This window comes from Youxingia wuxianensis, from assembly GCF_014385085.1.
GTDB classification, from domain to species: domain Bacteria; phylum Bacillota; class Clostridia; order Oscillospirales; family Ruminococcaceae; genus Youxingia; species Youxingia wuxianensis.
The window spans coordinates 99,473-118,498 of record NZ_JACRTD010000004.1; the positions used below are offsets into that span (position 1 = coordinate 99,473).

General features: G+C 46.4%; 25 protein-coding genes. 5 read left to right on the forward strand and 20 right to left on the reverse strand.

Annotation, left to right across the window (positions count from 1 at the left end):
* Window positions 1-80: 80 nt before the first annotated feature.
* Window positions 81-1,205: a DNA adenine methylase gene (locus tag H8705_RS06555; RefSeq protein WP_262395033.1), complete on the forward strand. Its 1,125-nt coding sequence runs from the start codon at window positions 81-83 to the stop codon at window positions 1,203-1,205.
* Between the two features lie 104 nt (window positions 1,206-1,309).
* On the opposite strand, the gene H8705_RS06560 is transcribed toward H8705_RS06555, so the two are convergent.
* From H8705_RS06560 to H8705_RS06600, 9 genes are all read right to left on the reverse strand, one after another.
* The gene (locus H8705_RS06560) at window positions 1,310-2,026 is read right to left on the reverse strand and encodes a DNA-methyltransferase (RefSeq protein WP_262395034.1); all 717 of its coding nucleotides are present in this window, start codon (window positions 2,024-2,026) and stop codon (window positions 1,310-1,312) included.
* Window positions 2,027-2,029: 3 nt separating this feature from the next.
* The gene (locus H8705_RS06565) at window positions 2,030-2,896 is read right to left on the reverse strand and encodes a TdeIII family type II restriction endonuclease (RefSeq protein WP_262395035.1); all 867 of its coding nucleotides are present in this window, start codon (window positions 2,894-2,896) and stop codon (window positions 2,030-2,032) included.
* Window positions 2,897-2,906: 10 nt separating this feature from the next.
* On the reverse strand, window positions 2,907-3,263 hold the full coding sequence (locus tag H8705_RS06570; RefSeq protein WP_262395036.1) for an arsenate reductase family protein: 357 nt from the start codon (window positions 3,261-3,263) through the stop codon (window positions 2,907-2,909).
* A gap of 5 nt (window positions 3,264-3,268) precedes the next feature.
* Window positions 3,269-3,469, reverse strand: a complete 201-nt coding sequence (locus H8705_RS06575) for a YwbE family protein (RefSeq protein WP_262395037.1) — start codon at window positions 3,467-3,469, stop codon at window positions 3,269-3,271.
* Entirely contained in the window at window positions 3,456-4,196 is a 741-nt protein-coding gene (locus tag H8705_RS06580) for an alpha/beta fold hydrolase (RefSeq protein WP_262395038.1), read from the reverse strand. Before H8705_RS06580 ends, H8705_RS06575 begins: the two co-directional genes overlap by 14 nt.
* 15 nt (window positions 4,197-4,211) lie before the next feature.
* Window positions 4,212-5,372: an alanyl-tRNA editing protein gene (locus H8705_RS06585; RefSeq protein WP_262395039.1), complete on the reverse strand. Its 1,161-nt coding sequence runs from the start codon at window positions 5,370-5,372 to the stop codon at window positions 4,212-4,214.
* A 21-nt stretch (window positions 5,373-5,393) separates the two neighbouring features.
* A complete protein-coding gene (locus H8705_RS06590; RefSeq protein WP_262395040.1) occupies window positions 5,394-6,056 on the reverse strand; it encodes a B3/B4 domain-containing protein in 663 nt (220 codons plus the stop codon).
* Window positions 6,057-6,173: 117 nt separating this feature from the next.
* Window positions 6,174-6,569: a hypothetical protein gene (locus tag H8705_RS06595; protein ID WP_262395041.1), complete on the reverse strand. Its 396-nt coding sequence runs from the start codon at window positions 6,567-6,569 to the stop codon at window positions 6,174-6,176.
* Between the two features lie 199 nt (window positions 6,570-6,768).
* Window positions 6,769-7,143: an ACT domain-containing protein gene (locus H8705_RS06600; protein WP_262395042.1), complete on the reverse strand. Its 375-nt coding sequence runs from the start codon at window positions 7,141-7,143 to the stop codon at window positions 6,769-6,771.
* A 336-nt stretch (window positions 7,144-7,479) separates the two neighbouring features.
* Here H8705_RS06600 and H8705_RS06605 point away from each other — a divergent pair, with 336 nt between their 5' ends.
* Together H8705_RS06605 and H8705_RS06610 are read left to right on the forward strand one after the other, a co-directional pair.
* Window positions 7,480-8,043, forward strand: a complete 564-nt coding sequence (locus tag H8705_RS06605; protein ID WP_262395043.1) for a sigma-70 family RNA polymerase sigma factor — start codon at window positions 7,480-7,482, stop codon at window positions 8,041-8,043.
* The gene (locus tag H8705_RS06610) at window positions 8,040-8,615 is read left to right on the forward strand and encodes a hypothetical protein (protein WP_262395044.1); all 576 of its coding nucleotides are present in this window, start codon (window positions 8,040-8,042) and stop codon (window positions 8,613-8,615) included. The genes H8705_RS06605 and H8705_RS06610 overlap by 4 nt, the downstream gene beginning before the upstream one ends.
* 233 nt (window positions 8,616-8,848) lie before the next feature.
* Here H8705_RS06610 and H8705_RS06615 read toward each other — a convergent pair whose 3' ends face one another.
* Entirely contained in the window at window positions 8,849-9,337 is a 489-nt protein-coding gene (locus H8705_RS06615; protein ID WP_262395045.1) for a CYTH domain-containing protein, read from the reverse strand.
* 101 nt (window positions 9,338-9,438) lie between these two features.
* Complete coding sequence (locus tag H8705_RS06620; protein ID WP_316248649.1) at window positions 9,439-9,702, reverse strand: DNA methyltransferase; 264 nt, start codon at window positions 9,700-9,702, stop codon at window positions 9,439-9,441.
* A 164-nt stretch (window positions 9,703-9,866) separates the two neighbouring features.
* On the opposite strand from H8705_RS06620, the gene H8705_RS06625 reads away from it, so the two are divergent.
* On the forward strand, window positions 9,867-10,757 hold the full coding sequence (locus H8705_RS06625) for a hypothetical protein (RefSeq protein ID WP_262395046.1): 891 nt from the start codon (window positions 9,867-9,869) through the stop codon (window positions 10,755-10,757).
* Between the two features lie 91 nt (window positions 10,758-10,848).
* Entirely contained in the window at window positions 10,849-11,232 is a 384-nt protein-coding gene (locus H8705_RS06630) for a helix-turn-helix domain-containing protein (RefSeq protein WP_262395047.1), read from the forward strand.
* A gap of 43 nt (window positions 11,233-11,275) precedes the next feature.
* Here the strand turns inward: H8705_RS06630 and H8705_RS06635 are convergent, their stop codons facing one another.
* From H8705_RS06635 to H8705_RS06675, 9 genes are all read right to left on the reverse strand, one after another.
* A complete protein-coding gene (locus H8705_RS06635) occupies window positions 11,276-11,599 on the reverse strand; it encodes an MGMT family protein (RefSeq protein ID WP_262395048.1) in 324 nt (107 codons plus the stop codon).
* The gene (yaaA, locus tag H8705_RS06640) at window positions 11,574-12,347 is read right to left on the reverse strand and encodes a peroxide stress protein YaaA (protein WP_262395049.1); all 774 of its coding nucleotides are present in this window, start codon (window positions 12,345-12,347) and stop codon (window positions 11,574-11,576) included. Before yaaA ends, H8705_RS06635 begins: the two co-directional genes overlap by 26 nt.
* Window positions 12,344-12,946, reverse strand: a complete 603-nt coding sequence (locus H8705_RS06645; protein WP_262395050.1) for an NUDIX hydrolase — start codon at window positions 12,944-12,946, stop codon at window positions 12,344-12,346. The genes yaaA and H8705_RS06645 overlap by 4 nt, the downstream gene beginning before the upstream one ends.
* Before the next feature lie 169 nt (window positions 12,947-13,115).
* On the reverse strand, window positions 13,116-13,751 hold the full coding sequence (locus H8705_RS06650) for a class II aldolase/adducin family protein (RefSeq protein ID WP_262395051.1): 636 nt from the start codon (window positions 13,749-13,751) through the stop codon (window positions 13,116-13,118).
* 5 nt (window positions 13,752-13,756) lie between these two features.
* On the reverse strand, window positions 13,757-14,587 hold the full coding sequence (locus H8705_RS06655; protein ID WP_262395052.1) for an L-ribulose-5-phosphate 3-epimerase: 831 nt from the start codon (window positions 14,585-14,587) through the stop codon (window positions 13,757-13,759).
* Between the two features lie 19 nt (window positions 14,588-14,606).
* Window positions 14,607-15,260 (reverse strand): ribulose-phosphate 3-epimerase, encoded by a 654-nt coding sequence (locus tag H8705_RS06660; protein ID WP_262395053.1) that lies wholly within the window; start codon window positions 15,258-15,260, stop codon window positions 14,607-14,609.
* Window positions 15,261-15,348: 88 nt separating this feature from the next.
* Window positions 15,349-16,848 carry an FGGY-family carbohydrate kinase gene (locus H8705_RS06665; protein ID WP_262395054.1) on the reverse strand — a complete coding sequence of 500 codons (1,500 nt, stop codon included), beginning with the start codon at window positions 16,846-16,848 and terminating at the stop codon, window positions 15,349-15,351.
* 373 nt (window positions 16,849-17,221) lie between these two features.
* Window positions 17,222-17,953 carry a GntR family transcriptional regulator gene (locus H8705_RS06670; RefSeq protein ID WP_262395055.1) on the reverse strand — a complete coding sequence of 244 codons (732 nt, stop codon included), beginning with the start codon at window positions 17,951-17,953 and terminating at the stop codon, window positions 17,222-17,224.
* Window positions 17,954-17,994: 41 nt separating this feature from the next.
* Window positions 17,995-18,714 (reverse strand): GntR family transcriptional regulator, encoded by a 720-nt coding sequence (locus tag H8705_RS06675; protein WP_262395056.1) that lies wholly within the window; start codon window positions 18,712-18,714, stop codon window positions 17,995-17,997.
* Window positions 18,715-19,026 lie beyond the last annotated feature (312 nt).

The window sequence follows — 19,026 nt, forward strand, 5'->3', positions numbered from 1 at the left end:
GGCTTTTCTTTCCTGCAGAAAATAATAGGTAAAGCGCAGATCATCATATAAAATAATCCTGACAGGCGAGGTGTACTGATATGAAGCCCCTGATTAAATGGCCGGGCGGCAAAGCCGGCGAAATAAAAAAGTTTGAGCATCTGATTCCTTCCTTCGAGCGCTATATTGAACCGTTTTTTGGCGGCGGCGCTTTGTATTTTCATTTGGCGCCTCAAAAAGCGGTTATTAATGATATTTCCCCCTGTTTGATGGACTACTATCGTTTGATTCAGAAGCAGGACGTCATGTTCAAACATTTGCTTTTATGTTATAACGACAGCTTTACCCGGCTATGCAGCGTGTGTGACCGCAAATACGGGGAATTAGGCCGCCTGTTCGCTTCACTTTTAGAAAAAAATATTGAGGAACCCCTTTTGCGCCGGCAAATTTCTTCTTTTATTTGGGACAACCTCTCCCCTGCCGCACTGGGATACGATTTTTTTGACCTGCTGGTATTGGATCCCCAGCAGTTCTTTTCCCACCTCACTACAAATGCGGTGGATAAAATGCTGCGTACTGTAAAAAACCACGAGACTAAGCCATTTAATTCCCAGGACTTGGAGGACAATTTAATCACTGGACTGGCCAGCGGATACTATATGTATTTTCGCCGTGTATTTAACGATATTTCTTTAGGCAATATTGAAAGTCCTTCTTTTGCCTATAAAATCGCTAATTTCTATTTTATCCGGGAATATTGTTACGGCTCTATGTTCCGATACAACGCTGCCGGGGAATTTAATATTCCATATGGAGGCATGTCTTATAACGGCAAAGATATGCGCTCTAAAATTGATCATATGTTTAATCCGGATATGGAGAGGCTGTTTAAAAATACGGGTATTTACTGTTTGGATTTCGAAGAATTTTTGCAGAAGGTGAAACCTACTGAAAACGATTTTATCTTCCTGGATCCTCCCTATGATACGGATTTTTCCGAATATGAAGGCAAGGATTTCACTTTAACCGATCAAACCCGTTTAGCCCAAGTGCTCAGGAGTACTCCGGCGAAGTTTTTACTGGTAATTAAAAATACTGATTTTATCTATCATCTGTACAAAGATCATTTTCATATCGATACATTTGAAAATATGTATACTTACAACGTGCGCAGCCGCAATAAGCGCGCCGCCGAACATTTGATCGTAACCAACCTGCCTTTTTAAGGCAGGTTGTCTGTTTTTGCTAAAGCAAAAACGCGGCGCGCTCCATCCCATATGTCGCCGTATACTATAAGCGCCCCGGCCTATCTATGGCCGGGGCGCTTTCTTTATTTATCTTGTTGTAACGCGTATTTTTCAAGTCTGCTTTCAGCAGCGCAAAAATAGCGCTTATCAATCTCACAGCCGGCAAATCGCCTGCCTAAGCTCAAAGCCGCTTCACCAGTGGATCCGGTGCCCATAAACGGATCAAACACCAAATCCCCCGGCTGAGAAGCAATGGCAACCAAATGTTTTAATAGTTTCACCGGCTTTTGCGCAGGATGCTTTGGATCGGAAATACGTTCCGGCCGCATACAGATAGGGCACTGAAAAAAATTGTGCATCTCATTCTGCTTCGTAAAATTCCACGCATGTCCTTTGTTCCACATGCAAATAATCATTTCACAGCTGTTTAAAAACCCATTTTTAAAAATTTTAGGCATGGGATTTGTCTTGTGCCAGATAAAAAACTGAAAAGTATCAAACCGGCTGTCAAACACTTCATGCCAGCGCCCAATCATATTGTAGCTGACAAAGACAAATATATTTCCTTTTGGTTTGAGTACCCGCACAAATTCATCTGCAAAATCCTCCGGGTTGATATTCACTTTATCCCAATCGGCAATATCATTGTTTACCGGCGCTCTTCCGGGAAGATAAATATTCCCAGTGGAGTAAGGGGCGATATTATAAGGGGGGTCGCAAAGAAGAAGATCCACACTATGATCCTCCATGGTCTTGATATAGTTGTAACAATCCCCAAAATAAAGCTCACAGTGTTCCATTTACTATAAAGTCCCCACACAGTCGCTGATCATGGTCCTGATCCGGGCGTTAAGATCGATCTGTGTCAGCGCCTGTTTATATATTTTTACAAAATTCCGAAAACTAATCTCTTGTGGCAAAATTCTCTCCCAGAACTGCCGGCCGATTAAAAACATTTCAGGATAACTCAGATGGGCTTTCACCCCGCTATTCCAATGAGCCCCTTCTCCGTCCTTATTATAGAGGGTCGCAAAATAGCAGCGGCAGTTTTTTTCCTGCAGGGCGGTATAGAGGAGCAGCAATTTTTCAGCGTTGGAGGGGGCGTTGGAGCTGTCCAATGCGCCGCCCGCCTTTATTTCCATTATATTCCACTCTTCCCCGTCACGAAAACATAAGTCTACCGGTTTTATGTAAATGCGGTCTTCTATATATTTTCCTCCAATTGTCAGCAGCTGCTTTATACTCTCTTGAGTCACTGAACTTTCGATTCTGCTTTTTCCCCTGCCGCGGCCCTTATGTTCCTCTCGAAACTTATTGATCTCCCCATGCAAGGCCGCGCTTTCGATATTGACGTTGGTAATCACCACTTGCTCCCCTTTGGGATTACAAAAGCCGTTTGGCAGAGCCAGCCCCTTGGGATTGACAATCTGCGGGACATTTTCTTCCCCAAACCGAAGCCGGGCAATCCGCTTGGCACAGGCCTGGATGGCGTTTCCGCTTTTAGATTCAAAGCTGCTGACAAATACCATATGGGCAATCATCATTTTGTCCAGTTGGTTTAATAAAAAATTGTGGCGTTTTTTCAAAAAATTGATATGGAAATCCCCTTCAATCGTATGGACCAATTTGGTAAATTCATCAAGAATAATATTTTTGATCTGTTCGTCCATGGCCGTCCTCCTACTTTAAAAGGTGTTCCCACTGCTCCGGGCGAAATCCGACAAGCACCAGCCCCTCTGTTATAATGAGCGGACGTTTTACCAACATTCCATCGGTTGCCAGCAGGTCCAACTGCTCTTGTTCGCTCATGGAAGGAAGCTTATCTTTCAGTTCCAGCGCCTTATATTTCAGCCCGCTGGTGTTAAAAAATCTTTTCAGCGGCAGTCCGCTCCTGTGATGCCACTCTTTTAGTTCCTGAGCGGTGGGATTTTCTTCCACAATGGAACGATCCTCAAATTCTATGTCATGATCTATCAGCCATTTTTTTGCTTTTTGACAGGTGGAACATTTGGGATATTCTATAAACAATACTTTCACTATACTTACTCCTCTACAATTTTCTGTACCCGACCAACCATATTCTCTTCCTCAAGCATTACCTTAATCCCATGCGGGTGGGACGGGCTGTTTGTTAAAATGCGCTTCACATGCCCCCGCGTAAGCTTTCCCGTGGGCTGGTCTTTTTTCAGAACCACATCTACCAAGGCCCCAATTTTGATATCGCTGCGTTTATGTCCGTTCATATGAACTCCTGTTCGCTAAAAAATCTAAAATCGCCTTGTTGGTCTGACCAGGCGCTTCCCCGAAAATATTGTGTCCTGCCTTTGGAATAATTACTAATCTGGCTCCGGGAATCCCTTTATAAATTAACCGGGTGTGTTCCGGCTTAATAATATCCTTTTCCCCTGCCATCACCAGTACAGGGTTATTTATCCGGGAAAGCTCTGCAACGGTATAATGAGGTTCGTTGACCATCAGCCCTAAAATCTTTGCTTTTTCTTTGGCTTTTGGGGAAAAACGTCCCATCTGCCGGCAAAGAAAATAGCCCGCCTCAACAGGACGCTGAGCAATCCCCCTCACTCCCTGGGGATATAAATTGGCCCCGGCCAATACCGCTTTTCCTATCCTCTGGGGATGCTGAATCAGAAGCCCAAGGGCAATATTACCTCCATCGCTGTAGCCCACTACATCCGCTTGATGGATTTTCAGGGCATCCATCACGCATATCACATCATGAACCATAATCGAAATGGAAATCTCCTTGCCCATAGTGGAGCTCCCGTGGCCCCGGCTGTCGATGGCCACTACCCGGTATTCCCGGGAAAAAGGAACTATCTGGCTGCGAAAGCAGCTATAATCCTCCCCATTTCCATGGAGCAGGAGCAAAGTTTTCTCCCCGCTTCCATAAATCCGATAATAAATCTGCGCCGTATCTACTGACACAGACCCGCGTTTTGCCGGCGCCTCCATCCCTGTCCTCCTATTCTATTCTTCCATAACGTTTACAAAAAACGCCTGGATCTTCTCTTTCTCTCCGATAAGAGAACCCTGGACCAGCAAAGGGCTTCCGCCGCCCCGTCCGCCAAACGCCTTATTTAGCTTTCCTCCCAGGGGCCTCACATCCGTTTCTTTTCCTGCCAAGGCATATTTATACCCGTCCCGGTCACTGCCGCAAAAGACCGCCGCCACTCCATCGCATTTCTCACTGAGCAGCAGGCAGTACCGGCGGATTGCGTCCGGGGCCAGCCCTTGCTCAAATCTCAAAATATTCCGGGCTCCCTGAATAACCTGCTGCGCTTTCAAGTCAAGCAACTGATTTTGTACTCCGGCAAGGGTATGTTTCAGGCGGTTATTTTCTTCCAGCATCCGCCTAACCGCGTCTGTTGTTTCCCCTGCTTTGGCGCAAAGAAGCTCCCCTATGGCATAGATATCGTCGTTTTTCTGACAGTAATCCTTCATCGCCTGCCTGCCGCATAAAAGGAAAATACGCATCCCGCCTTTGTACCGCTGGAAGGTAAGGACTTTAACCAGCCCCGCCTCTCCTGTAGTTTTTACGTGAAGCCCGCAGCAGGCGCATACATCGCCGTCTGGAATACGGATGATCCGCACTTGACCGGAAAGTTCTTTCTTACTGCGGTATTCCAGGGTTTCCAGCTCTTCTGCAGTGGGATACAATACCTCTACCGGCAAGTTTTTATAGATAATTTCATTGGTCAGGTCCTCTGCCGTTCGGATTTGTTCCGGCGTCAGCTCCCCGTTAACATCAATACTGATGGCATCGTGGCCCATATGAAAGCCCACATTATCCAATTTATAAAGCCGATGGATCATCCCGGAAAGAATATGCTCTCCCGTGTGCCCCTGCATAAAATCAAATCGCCTTTTCCAGTCCACTTGACCTTGTACCTGTCCGCCTTCCAGCAAGGGCTTGTCCAGTATATGCTCTACTTCTTCTCCCCGGTCGAATACTTCCAGCACCTTTGCGTCCCCCAACATGCCTGTATCCCAAGGCTGGCCGCCTCCTTCCGGATAAAAGGCCGTTCTGTCCAAAGTTACCGCCCAGCGCTCGCCCTTTGGACAGCAGCTGGTAACCTTTGCGGCAAAGCTGGTGAGATAGGCGTCTGCATAATATAACTTCTCTGTCACGTCTTTTCCTCTTTCAAACGATTATTTTATAATCCGCTCCTGTATATTCCGGGCATTACAATATCTTTCCAGCAGCTCTTTGGCCTGCCTTATGGCAGAGGCCAGTCCGTCTTCCCCACTGAAAGAATAAACACACAGCAAAATCTCCCGGGTTTCTGGAGTAATCATCGCCTTTACACTGTCGCTGGTAGGGTTGCCGAACGCCCCTTCCTCATCAAACAGAGCCGGCAAAAACTCGGTATTGATCTGGTCCTTTCCAATTCCCTGATAATGGCTGCCCTGTGGGGCTGGCGCCCAAAAAATCGGCGGCGACAGCTTTTGTACATCATAGGTTCCCAAGGAAAATCCGCTGGTAAGCGAAACCAAATTGTTGACTTCCACCACATTATTGATATGATAAAGTCCTTTTCCCTGCAAAACCCGGCGCATCATAGCCTCACAGGAATTGCGGTACCGGTGAGGATCTTTGCCAAGCGCCTTATAGCCTATGCGGGTATCGGCAATATGCGTCTGGGTAATAATGTCCTCCAGTTTAAGTTTCTCCTGTGCTCTTTGAACAAACACATCTATCTCTCCAAGCAGCTCCGCCGGACTTTTTTCTACGCTCACACAACACTGAATACACCCCAGTACAGCCGCCGGGATTTTTTCCCGCAACTGTTGGGAAATATGGACGTCTATCATATCAAAGATCTCCTTTGCCTGGTAGTTACCCACTTATAAAATCAAACTAGCCCGCCGTCCAAAAGGACTGCTCTCCCTTACACCACAAAGCTGCCCGGGCGAAGGGACGCATCTATTTTACCCGTCCGCTAAATTTTCCTCCTGCATACCGCCGTCTTCCCGCGGCTGGGCAAAGGACGATTCCTGCCGGATATCATCGTCCCTGGAGGACGTTTGTTCCTCTTTCAACAGTACCACTTTTATCGCTGTCACCTGTGCCGGATAGGTTTGCTCTATCGTGGGAAGAATGGTAAAACGAAGTTTCTGACCCGCCATAAGGTTAAAGGGGATTTCCATCTGCCCATCAAATGTTACAATTGCCCGGTCGCAATGATCCCAATCCTCCGTACTGATCAATACACAGTGGTCGTTGACTTCTTCCACCGTCCCTGTAAGAACAATTGTCTCCGGTTCTTTCTGGCATCCGGTCGCAAACAGCAAAAGCATTGCCAGCAATGCTGCCGCTCGTTTCATGGTATAACCTCCAAATATGTAAAATATATCATACGGGGATATAACTATCCCTCTTTTGTCATTTGTATTTTACACTATTTATGGACTATTTTCCAGCAGGTGATGTAAATATTATGTGGCTAAACTGTTGATAAGAGCATTTGATGGTTTCCCTTTCTAAAAGTATCCTTCCGGACACAAAACGCCTTTTTGTTTTTAATCAGCTCATAAAAGCCAAGGCGTATCCTCCTTGGTTCAGCAGTTGGACCGCTTTTTCAAACCGCTCTTCTTTCACAAAAAAATAATCGGTATCATAGGTAGAAACCGCAAATAAGCTAATCCCGTTTTCCGCCAGCAGCGTAGATATTTTTGCCAAAATTCCAATCAAGGAAAACTCCAGCTGTCCTTGGATACGCATTCCCCGCCAGCCGGTTTCTGCTGTTTTGCAGTCCAGCGGCATAACGCTCTTTGGACAAACCAGGGAAAGCTCCCGGTCCGTATGACTGAAAAATACAAACTCCTTTTCCAGCAGCTCCTGCGGCAGGCCGCGCACCTTACATACCGCGAACTCCTGCGGCAATATCTCAATCTTCATAGTTTTCCACCTTTCTCGCTTGGCTGGGGCCCGCGCCGGACAAACCTTTGGTTTGTCTAACCGCCTTCGGCGGAAAAAGCGCCAGGCGCTTTCGGCGCGGGCCGTGGCAGCTGCTGTTAATAAATTTCTCTATAAATAAACCGCTCCGTTTGGATTTCCTCGGGTAGATATGCTTTTCCTTTCCTGTGTCTCCCGGAGGCCGCTGCAAAAGCTGCGAAAGTCGCCGCAAGCAATCTTATCTAAAGTATGATATAATTTTTTTAAAAAAGTTTTGAATTTGATGTAGTATTCGCCGTTAAAACCGTAGTATATAGGTGAAGACAAAAAGGAGGCGATATGATGATGGAAGACGAAAAAATCATTGAAATGTTTTTCATGCGTTCAGAACAGGGCATACAAGAGTTAAACACAAAATACGGCAAAGTTTGTCACAAGCTCTCGTACAACATTGTAAATAGCATTCAAGATGCTGAGGAATGCGTCAATGACGCCTATTTAGGTGCATGGAACGCAATTCCCCCAGCAAGGCCACACCCTCTGTTGACCTATATCTGTAAAATTGTTCGGAACATTTCTTTGAAAAACTATTACAGGAAAGAAACTGCCAAACGAAGCGGTAGCTACACGATTGCTATGGAAGAAATCGAAGCCTGCATAGAAGACCCGAACACAATAGAAATTGAAATTGAGGCCAGGGAGCTAGCTCGAATGATCGAAAACTTTCTGGAAACGCTGACCGTTGAAAACCGCGTTATCTTTATGCGCCGCTACTGGTTTTCTGACAGCTGTAAGGACATCGCGGAATTTGTAGGACTTACGGAGAAAAATATCTCTGTACGGCTGACCCGTATCCGTCAAAAAATGAAAGATTATCTGATTGAAAGAGAGGTATTTATATGAACTCGAAAAAATTTTCCGAAGCTATGAATGAAATAGATGACAAGTATGTGGACGAAGCTATCCAGTACAAAAAAAAGAAACCGCAAAAACCCATTTGGATTAAGTGGGGAGCCATGGCGGCGTGCCTTTGCCTGGTGATTATTGGCGGAGTAATGTTCACTCAAAACAACAATAATATTGCTCCTAATCCTGACTTCGTTCAAGTTCCCAACCCGATCATCACCGTTAGTTCTGTATCTGAGATGGAGGAATATCTTGATTTCGAGGTCCCCACTCTAGATAAAGAGATTGAAGCCTACGAGGTTTTGGTTGTGGACAGCTATCCCACTATGGGCCAGGTGAGATATACTGATGGCTCGGAGTTTCGCATTCTGTACGGAAGTGAGGATATTAGCGGCATCCATGGCGGCTCCCTAGTGGAAACCAAAAATATAGACGATATTGAAGTCAAATACTACGAATATACCGACACCACCTACGCTATTTGGGAACAGAAGGGCTTTTCATTTAGCTATGTATATACCACCGATGGCACTGCAGAGGTGGAAACGTTCATTCAGCAGTTTAAATAAGTTTTCTATATCTCCCAATAAAATACTATAAAAGGAGCTATCTCAATGGATAGTTCCTTTTTTATCGGTGCGCCTGTTTTCCATAAACGCCAATAGCAGCTACCCATTTCCCCGGCAGGTAAAATTTACAAACAGACTTTGCTCCCCGGCTCTTTCATGGGAGGAAAGTAAGGCGTCCTTTTTTTCCTACTCAAAATCGCCGGCAGCAAACTGCCTTATCATTTTTTAGGAGTCTATTCTTCTGTGTTTTCCTGTCTCTTCGCCAATTTACGGCTCCAGTAATGGGACATGCTGTACTCCGGCTCCCAAGTGACCTCCCGCCCCAGAAAGGCAGGCGGCACAAATGCGTTGGCCTCTTCCACAGTGGAAAACTCTACCTCCGCATAGTAAAACTGGGTCTGCTCCCCCTCGTCCACTAAATTACACTCCAGCAGATGTCCTCCTTCCAAGGAATATACCCGATGGTCTTTTTGCACCAAGGGCATGGGGAGCAACGCCTTTAACCGAACAAATATATCCTCGCTAATTGGAAGTTCAATTTCCTCTCTGGCAAGAGTACCTTTTCCTTTAAAACACAAGACAAACTCTTGGGAGGAATGCGTCTGCGTACTTCGTATACGCACCACCGGACTAGAGCACAAATATCCTTGATGCATCTTTTCTCTGCGCAGTTCCTGCAGGTCGGGAAAACCGTCAATTAAAAATTTCCGTTCTATCTCCATTAGTTTCACTTCTTTCCTAAAATGTTTTCCTACAGCAGACAATAAGAAACATGCTATACTGCATACAATATGTATATATAGCGTGTTTCTGCTATTTTTATTCAATATATTGTAGTTTTTTGCAGATTTTTATGCACCGTGATATCGTCAACCCTTTGAATTTCTTCATATTCTGCGTCTTGCCCCAAATTCTTCATCAATTCAATGTGTTTATTGAAATAATCCTTTGAAGCCGGATCGCTGTCGCACATCAAACAATGCCGTCCCTGGGCAATACACACTCTGCCAACCGTTCCGCTTCCAGCAAAGAAGTCAAGGACTATGGAACCGGGGTATGAAAGCGATTTAATGAGGCGGTCAATAATTTCCCCATATTACGGTATAGCACTTTTTCTGCTATTCTTCCAGTGATTTTCACTAAAATTGAGATAAAAAATAGGTTCTATGACCTAAAAATCATTTCAACCCCTTGAATTGCTATTCACTCCGTGGTGTACTGCAGTTAATTCAATATTAAGGGGAGCAAAAAATGCCGGACATCAAGCTAAAAATACAAATTGGCAACGCCAATGTAGAATTGGAAGGGGAAGGAGCCGTCATTCAAACAATCTTTTCCCAACTGTGCGAGAGCGGGCTGGGAGCGCTGGATTCTCAATCGGGGAAACCGCCCATTTCCACCGTACCAGCAGCAAAACCTTCCCCGCCGCTTAAAATCACCGGTGCAGCTGATGCACAGGTCAAAGAAACGTTTCCTTCTATAGAGGTTATCCTTTCAAAAAATTTGCCTCGAACGGAATCAGAATGGATTTTAATCTATGCGTTTTATGCTTCAAAATTCGGGATGGTTCCTGTTTCACGGGATGAAATTCGTGGTGTTTATCGTCAAACCGGCCGCTTGACACGAAGCCGTTCTAATAATTTTTCTTCCAATCTACAAAATCTTCACGCCAGCGGCTATTTATCTAGTTCGGACAATTTGACCTATGCCCTTACCCCGGCTGGCAGCAATAAAATACAGGAAATATTAACCCAGCCTCAGACAGCAAAGTCCCCTTCCCCGAAAAAACGTTCCAAACGTAATCCGCCTACATATCGGCTAGTGAGTCTGCCTTTGGACAACAAGCAAAAAGAGGATCTTAATTTGTTTTATCACTCCATGCACCTTACTTCCCGTGTGGATCAGGTGGTTGTGCTCTTTTATTGGATGCACAAAAATAAACTGCTGGACGTAATCGACAAAGACACCGCCTTTACCCTTTTGCGCATAGTAAAGGAGCCTATTACGTTTAATATTCCCCAGGCTCTGAGCAATGCCAGCACCCGTAATCGTTATATCCGTTCTAATGGTGAAAAGGGCAGGTATCTCCTCGACGAAAAAGGGGAGGACTATGTAACCCATAAATTGATGGATCGGAAATAAGTTGCATTTTTCCCTTTCAAATTCAACTAATCAAAAGTTTGGTGATGCAATACACCTTCCAAGCTACGTTTGAGATATGGTGACAAAATATATGGAAATAATCTTTGCAGCGGTAAATGAAGTTATCGGCCACAACCTGCGCTCAATTCGGGAACATGTCGGCCTAACGTTGGAACAGCTAGCGCATCTGGTCAATTCCAGCCCCTCCCATTTGGGAAATATTGAGCGCGGTATCGCAAATCCCACGATTAATACTTTATGTAAACTGGCGGAAGTTTTAAAGATAAATATCACGAATTTCTTTGAACCTGCGCCAATATTTCCAGGACGTAAAGAAACTATGATTTTTATGGCTAACGGCTATGATCCCGGTGATCAGAGTCAATTTGCATCCCTTCCCAAGGAGACACAGGAAAAAGTATTATCTTTATTAAACCAGTTGCAGCAGCTATTTTATGAAGAGAAAGAGAAGTAACCAAACGGACAAGAAAATTATCATTTTTCTTGTCCGTTTTCTTTTATTCCTGCACCACCTGGCAACCTTCTCCATCCCAGCGGTAGTCCTCCATTTTCACCCGGCCGTCCGGAGTAAATTCTACCCCTTCTGCCTCCAGCATCTGCCGCTGGAAATTTCGGGATCCAATATCAAACGCGTCTGTGGTGCTTCCGTCCTGATGCACTACCCGGTGGCATGGAAGCCCATGGGGAGCCTGCCGCATAGCGTAACCCACAGCACGCGCGGCGCGCGGGTTTCCCGCCAGCAAGGCCAGCTGTCCATAGGAAACTACCCGGCCATAAGGGATTTGCTGTGTAATACTATATATCTTCCTGCGAAAGTTCATTTTCATCCTCCAATATTAAAAAAACATATCTGTCTTTGGTGGACATTTCTTTTAAATACCGGTAATGGTCGGGGGAAAAGCTGTATAGCTTTTCCGGCGTATCGATCCGATTTTTAATGATATACCTGGCCATCCTCCCCCGCGCCATTTTAGCCAGGGTGGGAATACAGATCAATTTTCCCTTGCGCCGGGCCAGAAAATCGCAGGTAATAAACTGATTTTTATACGTTAAATAAGGGGTTATCATCTTCGCATATTCCTTTGACGCAAGATTGATCACCGGACCTCCGGCGGAATAGACTTCGCGGTAGACTATATTGCCCCAAAATTCATACAATTTTTTGTTTTCCACTGTCAATTTACATTCCATCTTTAATCGGTAAGGCTGTATCCCATCGCTTGGGCAAAGCGCCCCATAAAATGCGCTTAATATCCGCAGGTGCTGATCGGCAAAGCTGAAATCATCCGCTGAAAAATCCAAAGGATCCAAATAAATATACTGCAGTCCCTGATAAGAGCACACCGCTGCGCTCCCTAATTCTTGGGGATCGTATTGCTGATAGCGCTCAAACGCCTTCATCCCTTGCTGTGCGCTTTCCTGAAAAATACTTTCCAGCTGCCACGGGCTATATTCTTTCAACTCTCTCCACAGGATATCCGCACGCTTTTTGAATTTCGGCTGTTTTGGGTAAACATGGGCGGTGCATATGGGAATCATATTCTTTGCCGGGGAGATAATTGTCATCATAATTCTCTCACCTCTAACCCCTGGATTACCGGCAAAACCATCTCCTCAAATTCCCCCGGATGCCGGCACCACATCTCTTCTTTTAAAGTGATCCGCTTTCCATCCAAAGTGTATCCAAGAATTTCTTTCTGCCCAAACAGCTCCTTTTTCTTCAGCTCCGGCAGAGGTATCCCGATCATCCTCTCTACCTCTTCCCCAGGAGAAAAAGATGGCTGAAGGGGATCGTAAAGATACACCTGGGCAATTTCCCGGTCATAAAATGTCCCCAAGCGGATTTCCTCCCGGCGTATCCCAAGATAGCGCAGTCTGTCTTTCTGAGGAACCACTCCAATTTCTTCCCTCATCTCTCGCAGCAAAGCGTCCGTCGCTTCTTCCCCGGCATCAATATGTCCGCCTACCGCCAGGTCATATAGCCCTGGAAAATCTTTTTTCTCAAAAGAGCGCTGCTGAAAATACAGCCAAATCTCCTCCCCTTGCCTTGTGGCGACCCAACAGTGCACTACCTGGTGAAGAAACCCTTTCCTGTGCGCCTCTTCCCGGGGCGCCTTCCCGATTTCTTTGAGATCTTCATCATAAATTGCCAGCATTTCCTGCCCCATACCGCGTCATCTCATTCCCATTTTTTACATTTTATCAGCTTTAGTGTAACATCTCTCCGCGTTAAAAACAAGCCAAAAAGGGGCTGGGCGGCGCAGTTAATAACTGCGCCGCCCAGCCCCTTTTTAGGATTATGTTGATAAAGGGTAAGAGTAGGCTAAATATTACGCATTATTGGCCATAATTTCCCCGGTCGGTATCCTCGTCCCGGATCTGCTCCTCTGTAAGCAGATGTACCGGGCCTACCGCCCGGGCGGCCAAATACGCTTTCGCGGATTCTTCTAAGTATACTGCTGTTTCCAGCGCCTCTTCCAAATCTTCACCAAAAGTAATGACCCCATGATTGCGCAAAATTACCGCATTGGCGCCGCCGCAATGTTCTACAGTCAGCACCCCCATCCCCTCGTCGGAAGAAACCGTGAAGGGCGCTACCGGCACATGGTCATGGACAGTATCAATAATGGTAGTAAGACAGGCAGGTAAACAATCCTCCACCAATCCCACTGCGGTCGCATAGGGCTGATGAGTATGAATTACGGCGTTTACCTGTGGTTTGTGCTTGAAAATATACAGCAAGGCCAAGCTGTCGGAAGAAGGGCGGCGCGCGCCTTCCACCACCTGGCAGTTTTCATCAATCATCACAATGTCGTCCACCGTCATGTTATCATACCCCATAGCGGACGGCGTCACCAAAAAACAGCCGTTTGGCATCCGCAGACTTACGTTTCCTCCCGACAGGGCGATCAGATTATAGCGCAGCATCTGCCGGGCGCAGTCGATCAACTGTTGTTTTTCCTTTTCGTACATGGACATCATTCCCCATTCATGATAGTTTCTAAAAATTCCCTTGCCCGGGTAACCACTTGCATATACTGTGGGTTTTCTTCGTTCCACAGCTCCACGGTGATAGGACCGGAAAATCCGGTTTCCTTCAGCGTTTTAAAAATCTCAGGGAAATTTAATACCCCTTCCCCAAAGGGAATATACTCGTCATCCGGCGCCTCCCGCACATGCAGGGCGGCCAGCTTTCCTTCCCCCAGTTTCAATTCCTTCACCGGATCAAATCCCATCATATACAGATTTGCCGTGTCAGGATATACCGTCAGCCACGGAGAACGGATGTTTTTCACCAGTTCCATCGCCTTTCCCACGGAAGTGACATATCTTTCCACCGGCTCAACAGAAAGCATCACACCAGCTTTCGCCGCCATTAGGACGCTTTTAGCCAGATTTTCATCATAGCGTTTTGCCGTATCGGCAGTGCTTGGCTCATAAAATACATCATATCCCGCTACCTGCAGGACCCGTACTCCCAATTCGCAGCAGAAACGGATCCCCTGTTCCATCATCTTCATGGCCCGTTTTTCCACATCCGGGTCGCTGCTTCCTAAGGGGAAGCGGCGATGTCCACTGAAACAGGCGGAAAATATCTGTACTCCGCTTTCCATAGCGGCCTGCTTAACCCTTAAAAAGCGCTCGCTGCTCCACTCCAAGCGGGACAGACGCATATCCGTCTCGTCCAGGCTGATCTCAAAATTATCATATCCTGCCCGGGCCGCGTCATCCAGCATTTCCCACAAAGGCTTGCGGTACAACGCTTTTTCATAAATTCCTAAAGGATAGGGATGTTTATTCAAATCCAATCCTTCCTCCCTCAATCTCTTATAAAGAAGCCGCTGCGTTTCCCATCCCCATCAGGCGAGTATACTCTGCCTGTGGGTCCTTCGCGCCAAAAATCGCTCTTCCCATCACTGCGTGATCTAAGCCGCATTGGGCAAGCCTTGGCAGAATATCCCCAGTGATCCCGCCGTCCGCCCACAGGGAAATATGTTTGGGCAACAACTTTCTTGCTCTTGCAATCTTCTCAAAACAAAACTCCCGGAAAGAAAGTCCCGTATCCCCCGCTTCGCTGGTTTGCAGCAGCACATAATCCAGCTGGTCAAAATACGGTTCTAACTCCCTCACATCCGTTTTGTAATTTAAAGCCAGTCCCGCTTTCTTCCCACGGGCATGAATTTTCCCCAAAGGCTCCGAAGGATAAAGAGTGCTTTCAATATGCGGCGCGATCCATTCCACCCCGCAGTCGCACAGGGGATCGATATATTTCAGCGGGTCGCTCACCATCAGATGGGCGTCCAATACGGCATTGGTGTGTTCGGCTACCGCTTGGATCATGTCCATGCCAAAGGTAATATCCGGGCTGAAGTTTCCATCTTCCACATCCAGGTGCAAGTACCCCACCTTGGTTACCCGGCGCACTTCTTCCCCAATCTCCAGCAGGTTGGAAGAAGCGATGGACGGTACAATCTGTATCATAAAATCCCCCCTCAAAAAATAAATCTTTTCTCCTGCCGGCGCTTATTTGCCGGCAGGAGAAACCGCAATTAGCCGCAGATGAAGGAAATCACTCCTCCGTATAGAAGAAATCCAAAGCCGCCAGAGCCTTTTCATAGGCGGCAAATTTCTTGTTGTAAATTTCCGCTTTTTCCTTATTTGGATAATAAGTCTTTTTCATATGTACCATCTCTTTGACGGCCTCGTCATAGTTTTTATAAGCGCCGCCGGCAATAGCCGCGCACATTGCCGCTCCCAAAGCGCCCGGCTCAGAAGCCGCGGAAACTTCCAGCGGCATCTGGAAGATGTCGCACACCATCTGGGACCAGACTTCCGACTTGGTAATACCGCCGGAAAGTTTTGCAGATTTAAAGGTTTTTCCGCCCTCCATCAGACGTTTTACGTGGACCTTCGAGGAAAATACGATTCCTTCATAGATGGAACGGATCACATGGCCTCGGTTGTTATAACTAGTCAGGTTAAAAAACGCTCCCTTCGCGTCCGGATGGGTAGCGGAGGCAAACAGATATGGAATGAAGATAACATCGCTGTCCTCAGGGGGGATGCTGTCCACCAGTCTGTTGCACTCATCATACAAAGTTCCTTTAGAAACCCCCGGCCGGTCCGGCTCCAAAAAGCTTTCAACAAACCATTCAAAGTTGCTGGCAGAGGTCGGACTGCTTTCTTCTAAAATATAGTAGTCCGGATGATAGGACCGGGCAATGGAGTTGGCTCCATCGATTAACTCCTTGGTTAAATGCTCGTTAATCGACCAGGTACCCGCGATCATACACAGGGTATCGTCGTCCAAAATTCCGCTGGCCAAGGCGCCGGTATTTACATCGTAACAGGACCCCGCCACTGGGATTCCCGCTGTCAGGCCGGTCTTTTTGGCCGCTTCTTCAGTCACCCGTCCGGAAACCTCCGTAACTCCCGCATATTTAGGCATTCTGTCCATATATTCACTCAGGCCCAAAGCCTTGAAAATATCAGGATCATATTCCTGCGTATGAATGTTCATTAACCCATTACAGGTAGTTTCCGTCACCTCATAACAAGGATTTCCAGTAAGTTTCATACGGATAAAGTCTTTGATAGAAAGGACATACGTGGTTTTTTCCAACACTTCCGGCATATTCTCTTTAAACCATACCATCATAATGGCAGTCTGGGCCGGCCAAAATTCCTGGTAGGTCAAATGATAGATCGCATCCTGCACGCCTTCGTCCGCCAGACGGGTGCACAAATCCGCACCGCGGTTATCACTGGATACCACGCCGTTATAAACGGGATTTCCCTCCTTATCTACAAAGCAGATTCCGTTGCCGTAGCCGGTAAGTCCGATCCCTATGATTTCATCCGGGGAGACGCCCGCCTTTTTCACCGCTTCGGAAATCACTTTGGCGTTGCCTTCCCAAACCTCGTTTAAATCTCGTTCCGTCCAGCCCGCCTGGGGCTCGATCAACGGTATGCGCACGCTTGCCACGGCGATCTCATTGCCTTTCAGGTCAAACACCGCGCATTTTGTCATGGAACCGCCGTTATCGATCCCCAACAGATATTTTTTCATGAAAAACCTTCCTTTCTAACAAAAAACTAAAACCCTTTGTGGTTTTGGTCTTATTAAATACATTCCTTGCCGCCTATATTATTTGGATCGTAATTATCCTTTACCTATCTATTTTTCCACCAGTTAATATTGCAAGTATACCATATGGTCTAATTTGAGTCAATGATGGGTGATTTCTTTCAGGGTTTACTACAATATTTTTACCTGTTTGTTAGTAATAACTTGGATTTTTTCGGTATTTTCCTTAAATTTTCAACCATTTTTTAGTCGTTTTGTAAAATGGTATATTTCCGATTAATACTTGTCTAAGTTTTTTCTCACAAAAAAATCGGGATACCCGCCGACAGCGGGTATCCCGATTTTCATTTTCTCTCTATTCGTGGTAATGAACGACAAACGAACACCTGTCTCCACGGACATACGTCCTGGTAAACTCAATCGCGCGATCATCCTGGTCATAGCTAGTACACTCAAACAGCATCACCGATTGCTGCGGGGCGACCCCCAGCATTTTTCCCTCCCGCGGGTCCAGCGTGGTGATATCCAGCGTCTGGTAGGTGCGCATCAGGCGTACGCCATAATACTCAAACGCCTCGTAAGGGGAAAATACTTTTAAATCGATATCCTCCAAATTAGGCAATACCTTTTTCGGTATATACGCGTCCTCCAGGAAAACCGGCTCTCCATCCAGCTTAGTTAACCTGCGGATATAATAGATCTCCTCTTCCGGAAAAAGCCCAAAGATGCTTGCGTATTTCTCCCGGGCCGGACGGACCGTTTTTATCAAAATTCTTGTCTCGTAGGCGTTTCCTCCCTGAGTCACCGGAGTGAAACCGCCCACCGCCTCCAGCTCCCGCGGATTTTTCGGCCCGATAACATAAACGCCTTTTCCCTGGACCCGTTTTAACAGTCCCTCGCTTACCAGAGTGGAAATGGCATTGCGCACAGTCAGCCGGTTGATTCCATAAGTGGCGGCCAGCTCATTTTCTGAAGGAATACTGGTCCCTGGAGGATATTCCCCCTCCTCAATCTGCGCACGGATCACTTCCCGCAACTGCAAATAGATAGGAGATCGGTAACTGATCTGCTCGGTGTGGTCGTTCAATCTAAAGCCTCCTCCGGCAAAATGTTTTTCGCAGGACTCTATCACCGGCGCAGAGTACTGGAGTATTTCAAAAGTTCCGAGCGTACCAGTGATTTATAATATTCCAAAGGGGTCTTTTGTTCATCCCACACCGTACCGCTGAGATAAAACACCCCTGTATTTTCCGGAATTTCTAAAAATTTCGCTTCCATAGGATCCGCATAAGTAATGGATATATTCTCTTCCCCGCCGGTCAGTTGAAAACGATACTGTGTGCGCAAAATTTCATACAACGACCGGGTTTCCAAATTGTAATTTTCCAAGTCGGGAACCTTCTGCGCATCCAAATAAGAAGTATCGATCTCCGAAGGCACTTGGTTGATCATTCGCAGGCGTACCAGCTTATATACCGGGCGCCCCAAGGGAATGTGAAGCTTTTGGGAAAGCTGGCGGGTGCAGGGCATCACTGTAAAAGAAAGGTTCTTGGTTTGCAGCTGAGTTCCTTCTTCCCGGGCATAATCAGTCGGAGACTGAAGCCGCAGCAGATTACGCTGTATCTTTGGCGGGGCCACATAAACGCCGGAACCCGGTCGGCTGTACAACTTTCCTTCCTGAGTAAGGCGCTCAATGGCAGAACAAAGGGTTACCCGGTTAAACGACCACATAGCGCACATCTCCCGTTGGGAAGGGAGTTTATCATGGGGACACAGATTATTTCTTATAATGAAACACTCAATCGTTTCCGCCGCTTCGTCCCGTGGTTTTGGTTTGTAACTATCCAACCCATCCTGCTCCTTTCCCAACATCCCTCTTTTTGCAAAATAATTATTTCTCATTATAACATGGCTTTTAGTTTTGGTCAATTTGCCTTTTGGTATAATTTAATGCAAAGACTTTTCAATTGCTATTGCAAGAGCTTACCCGCACGAGTATAATTTTTTCATAGAATAACATGACTCTGGAAATAAAATAGGAACGATAAAATACGCAATGGGTGTAAGCGTCCCATTGCATTTTTATTTTCAGGCAATGTAAGGCAGGGGAAAATAGTTGTAGGATGAATTTGTCCAAGGGGTTTTCCGGGGAAAAACTCC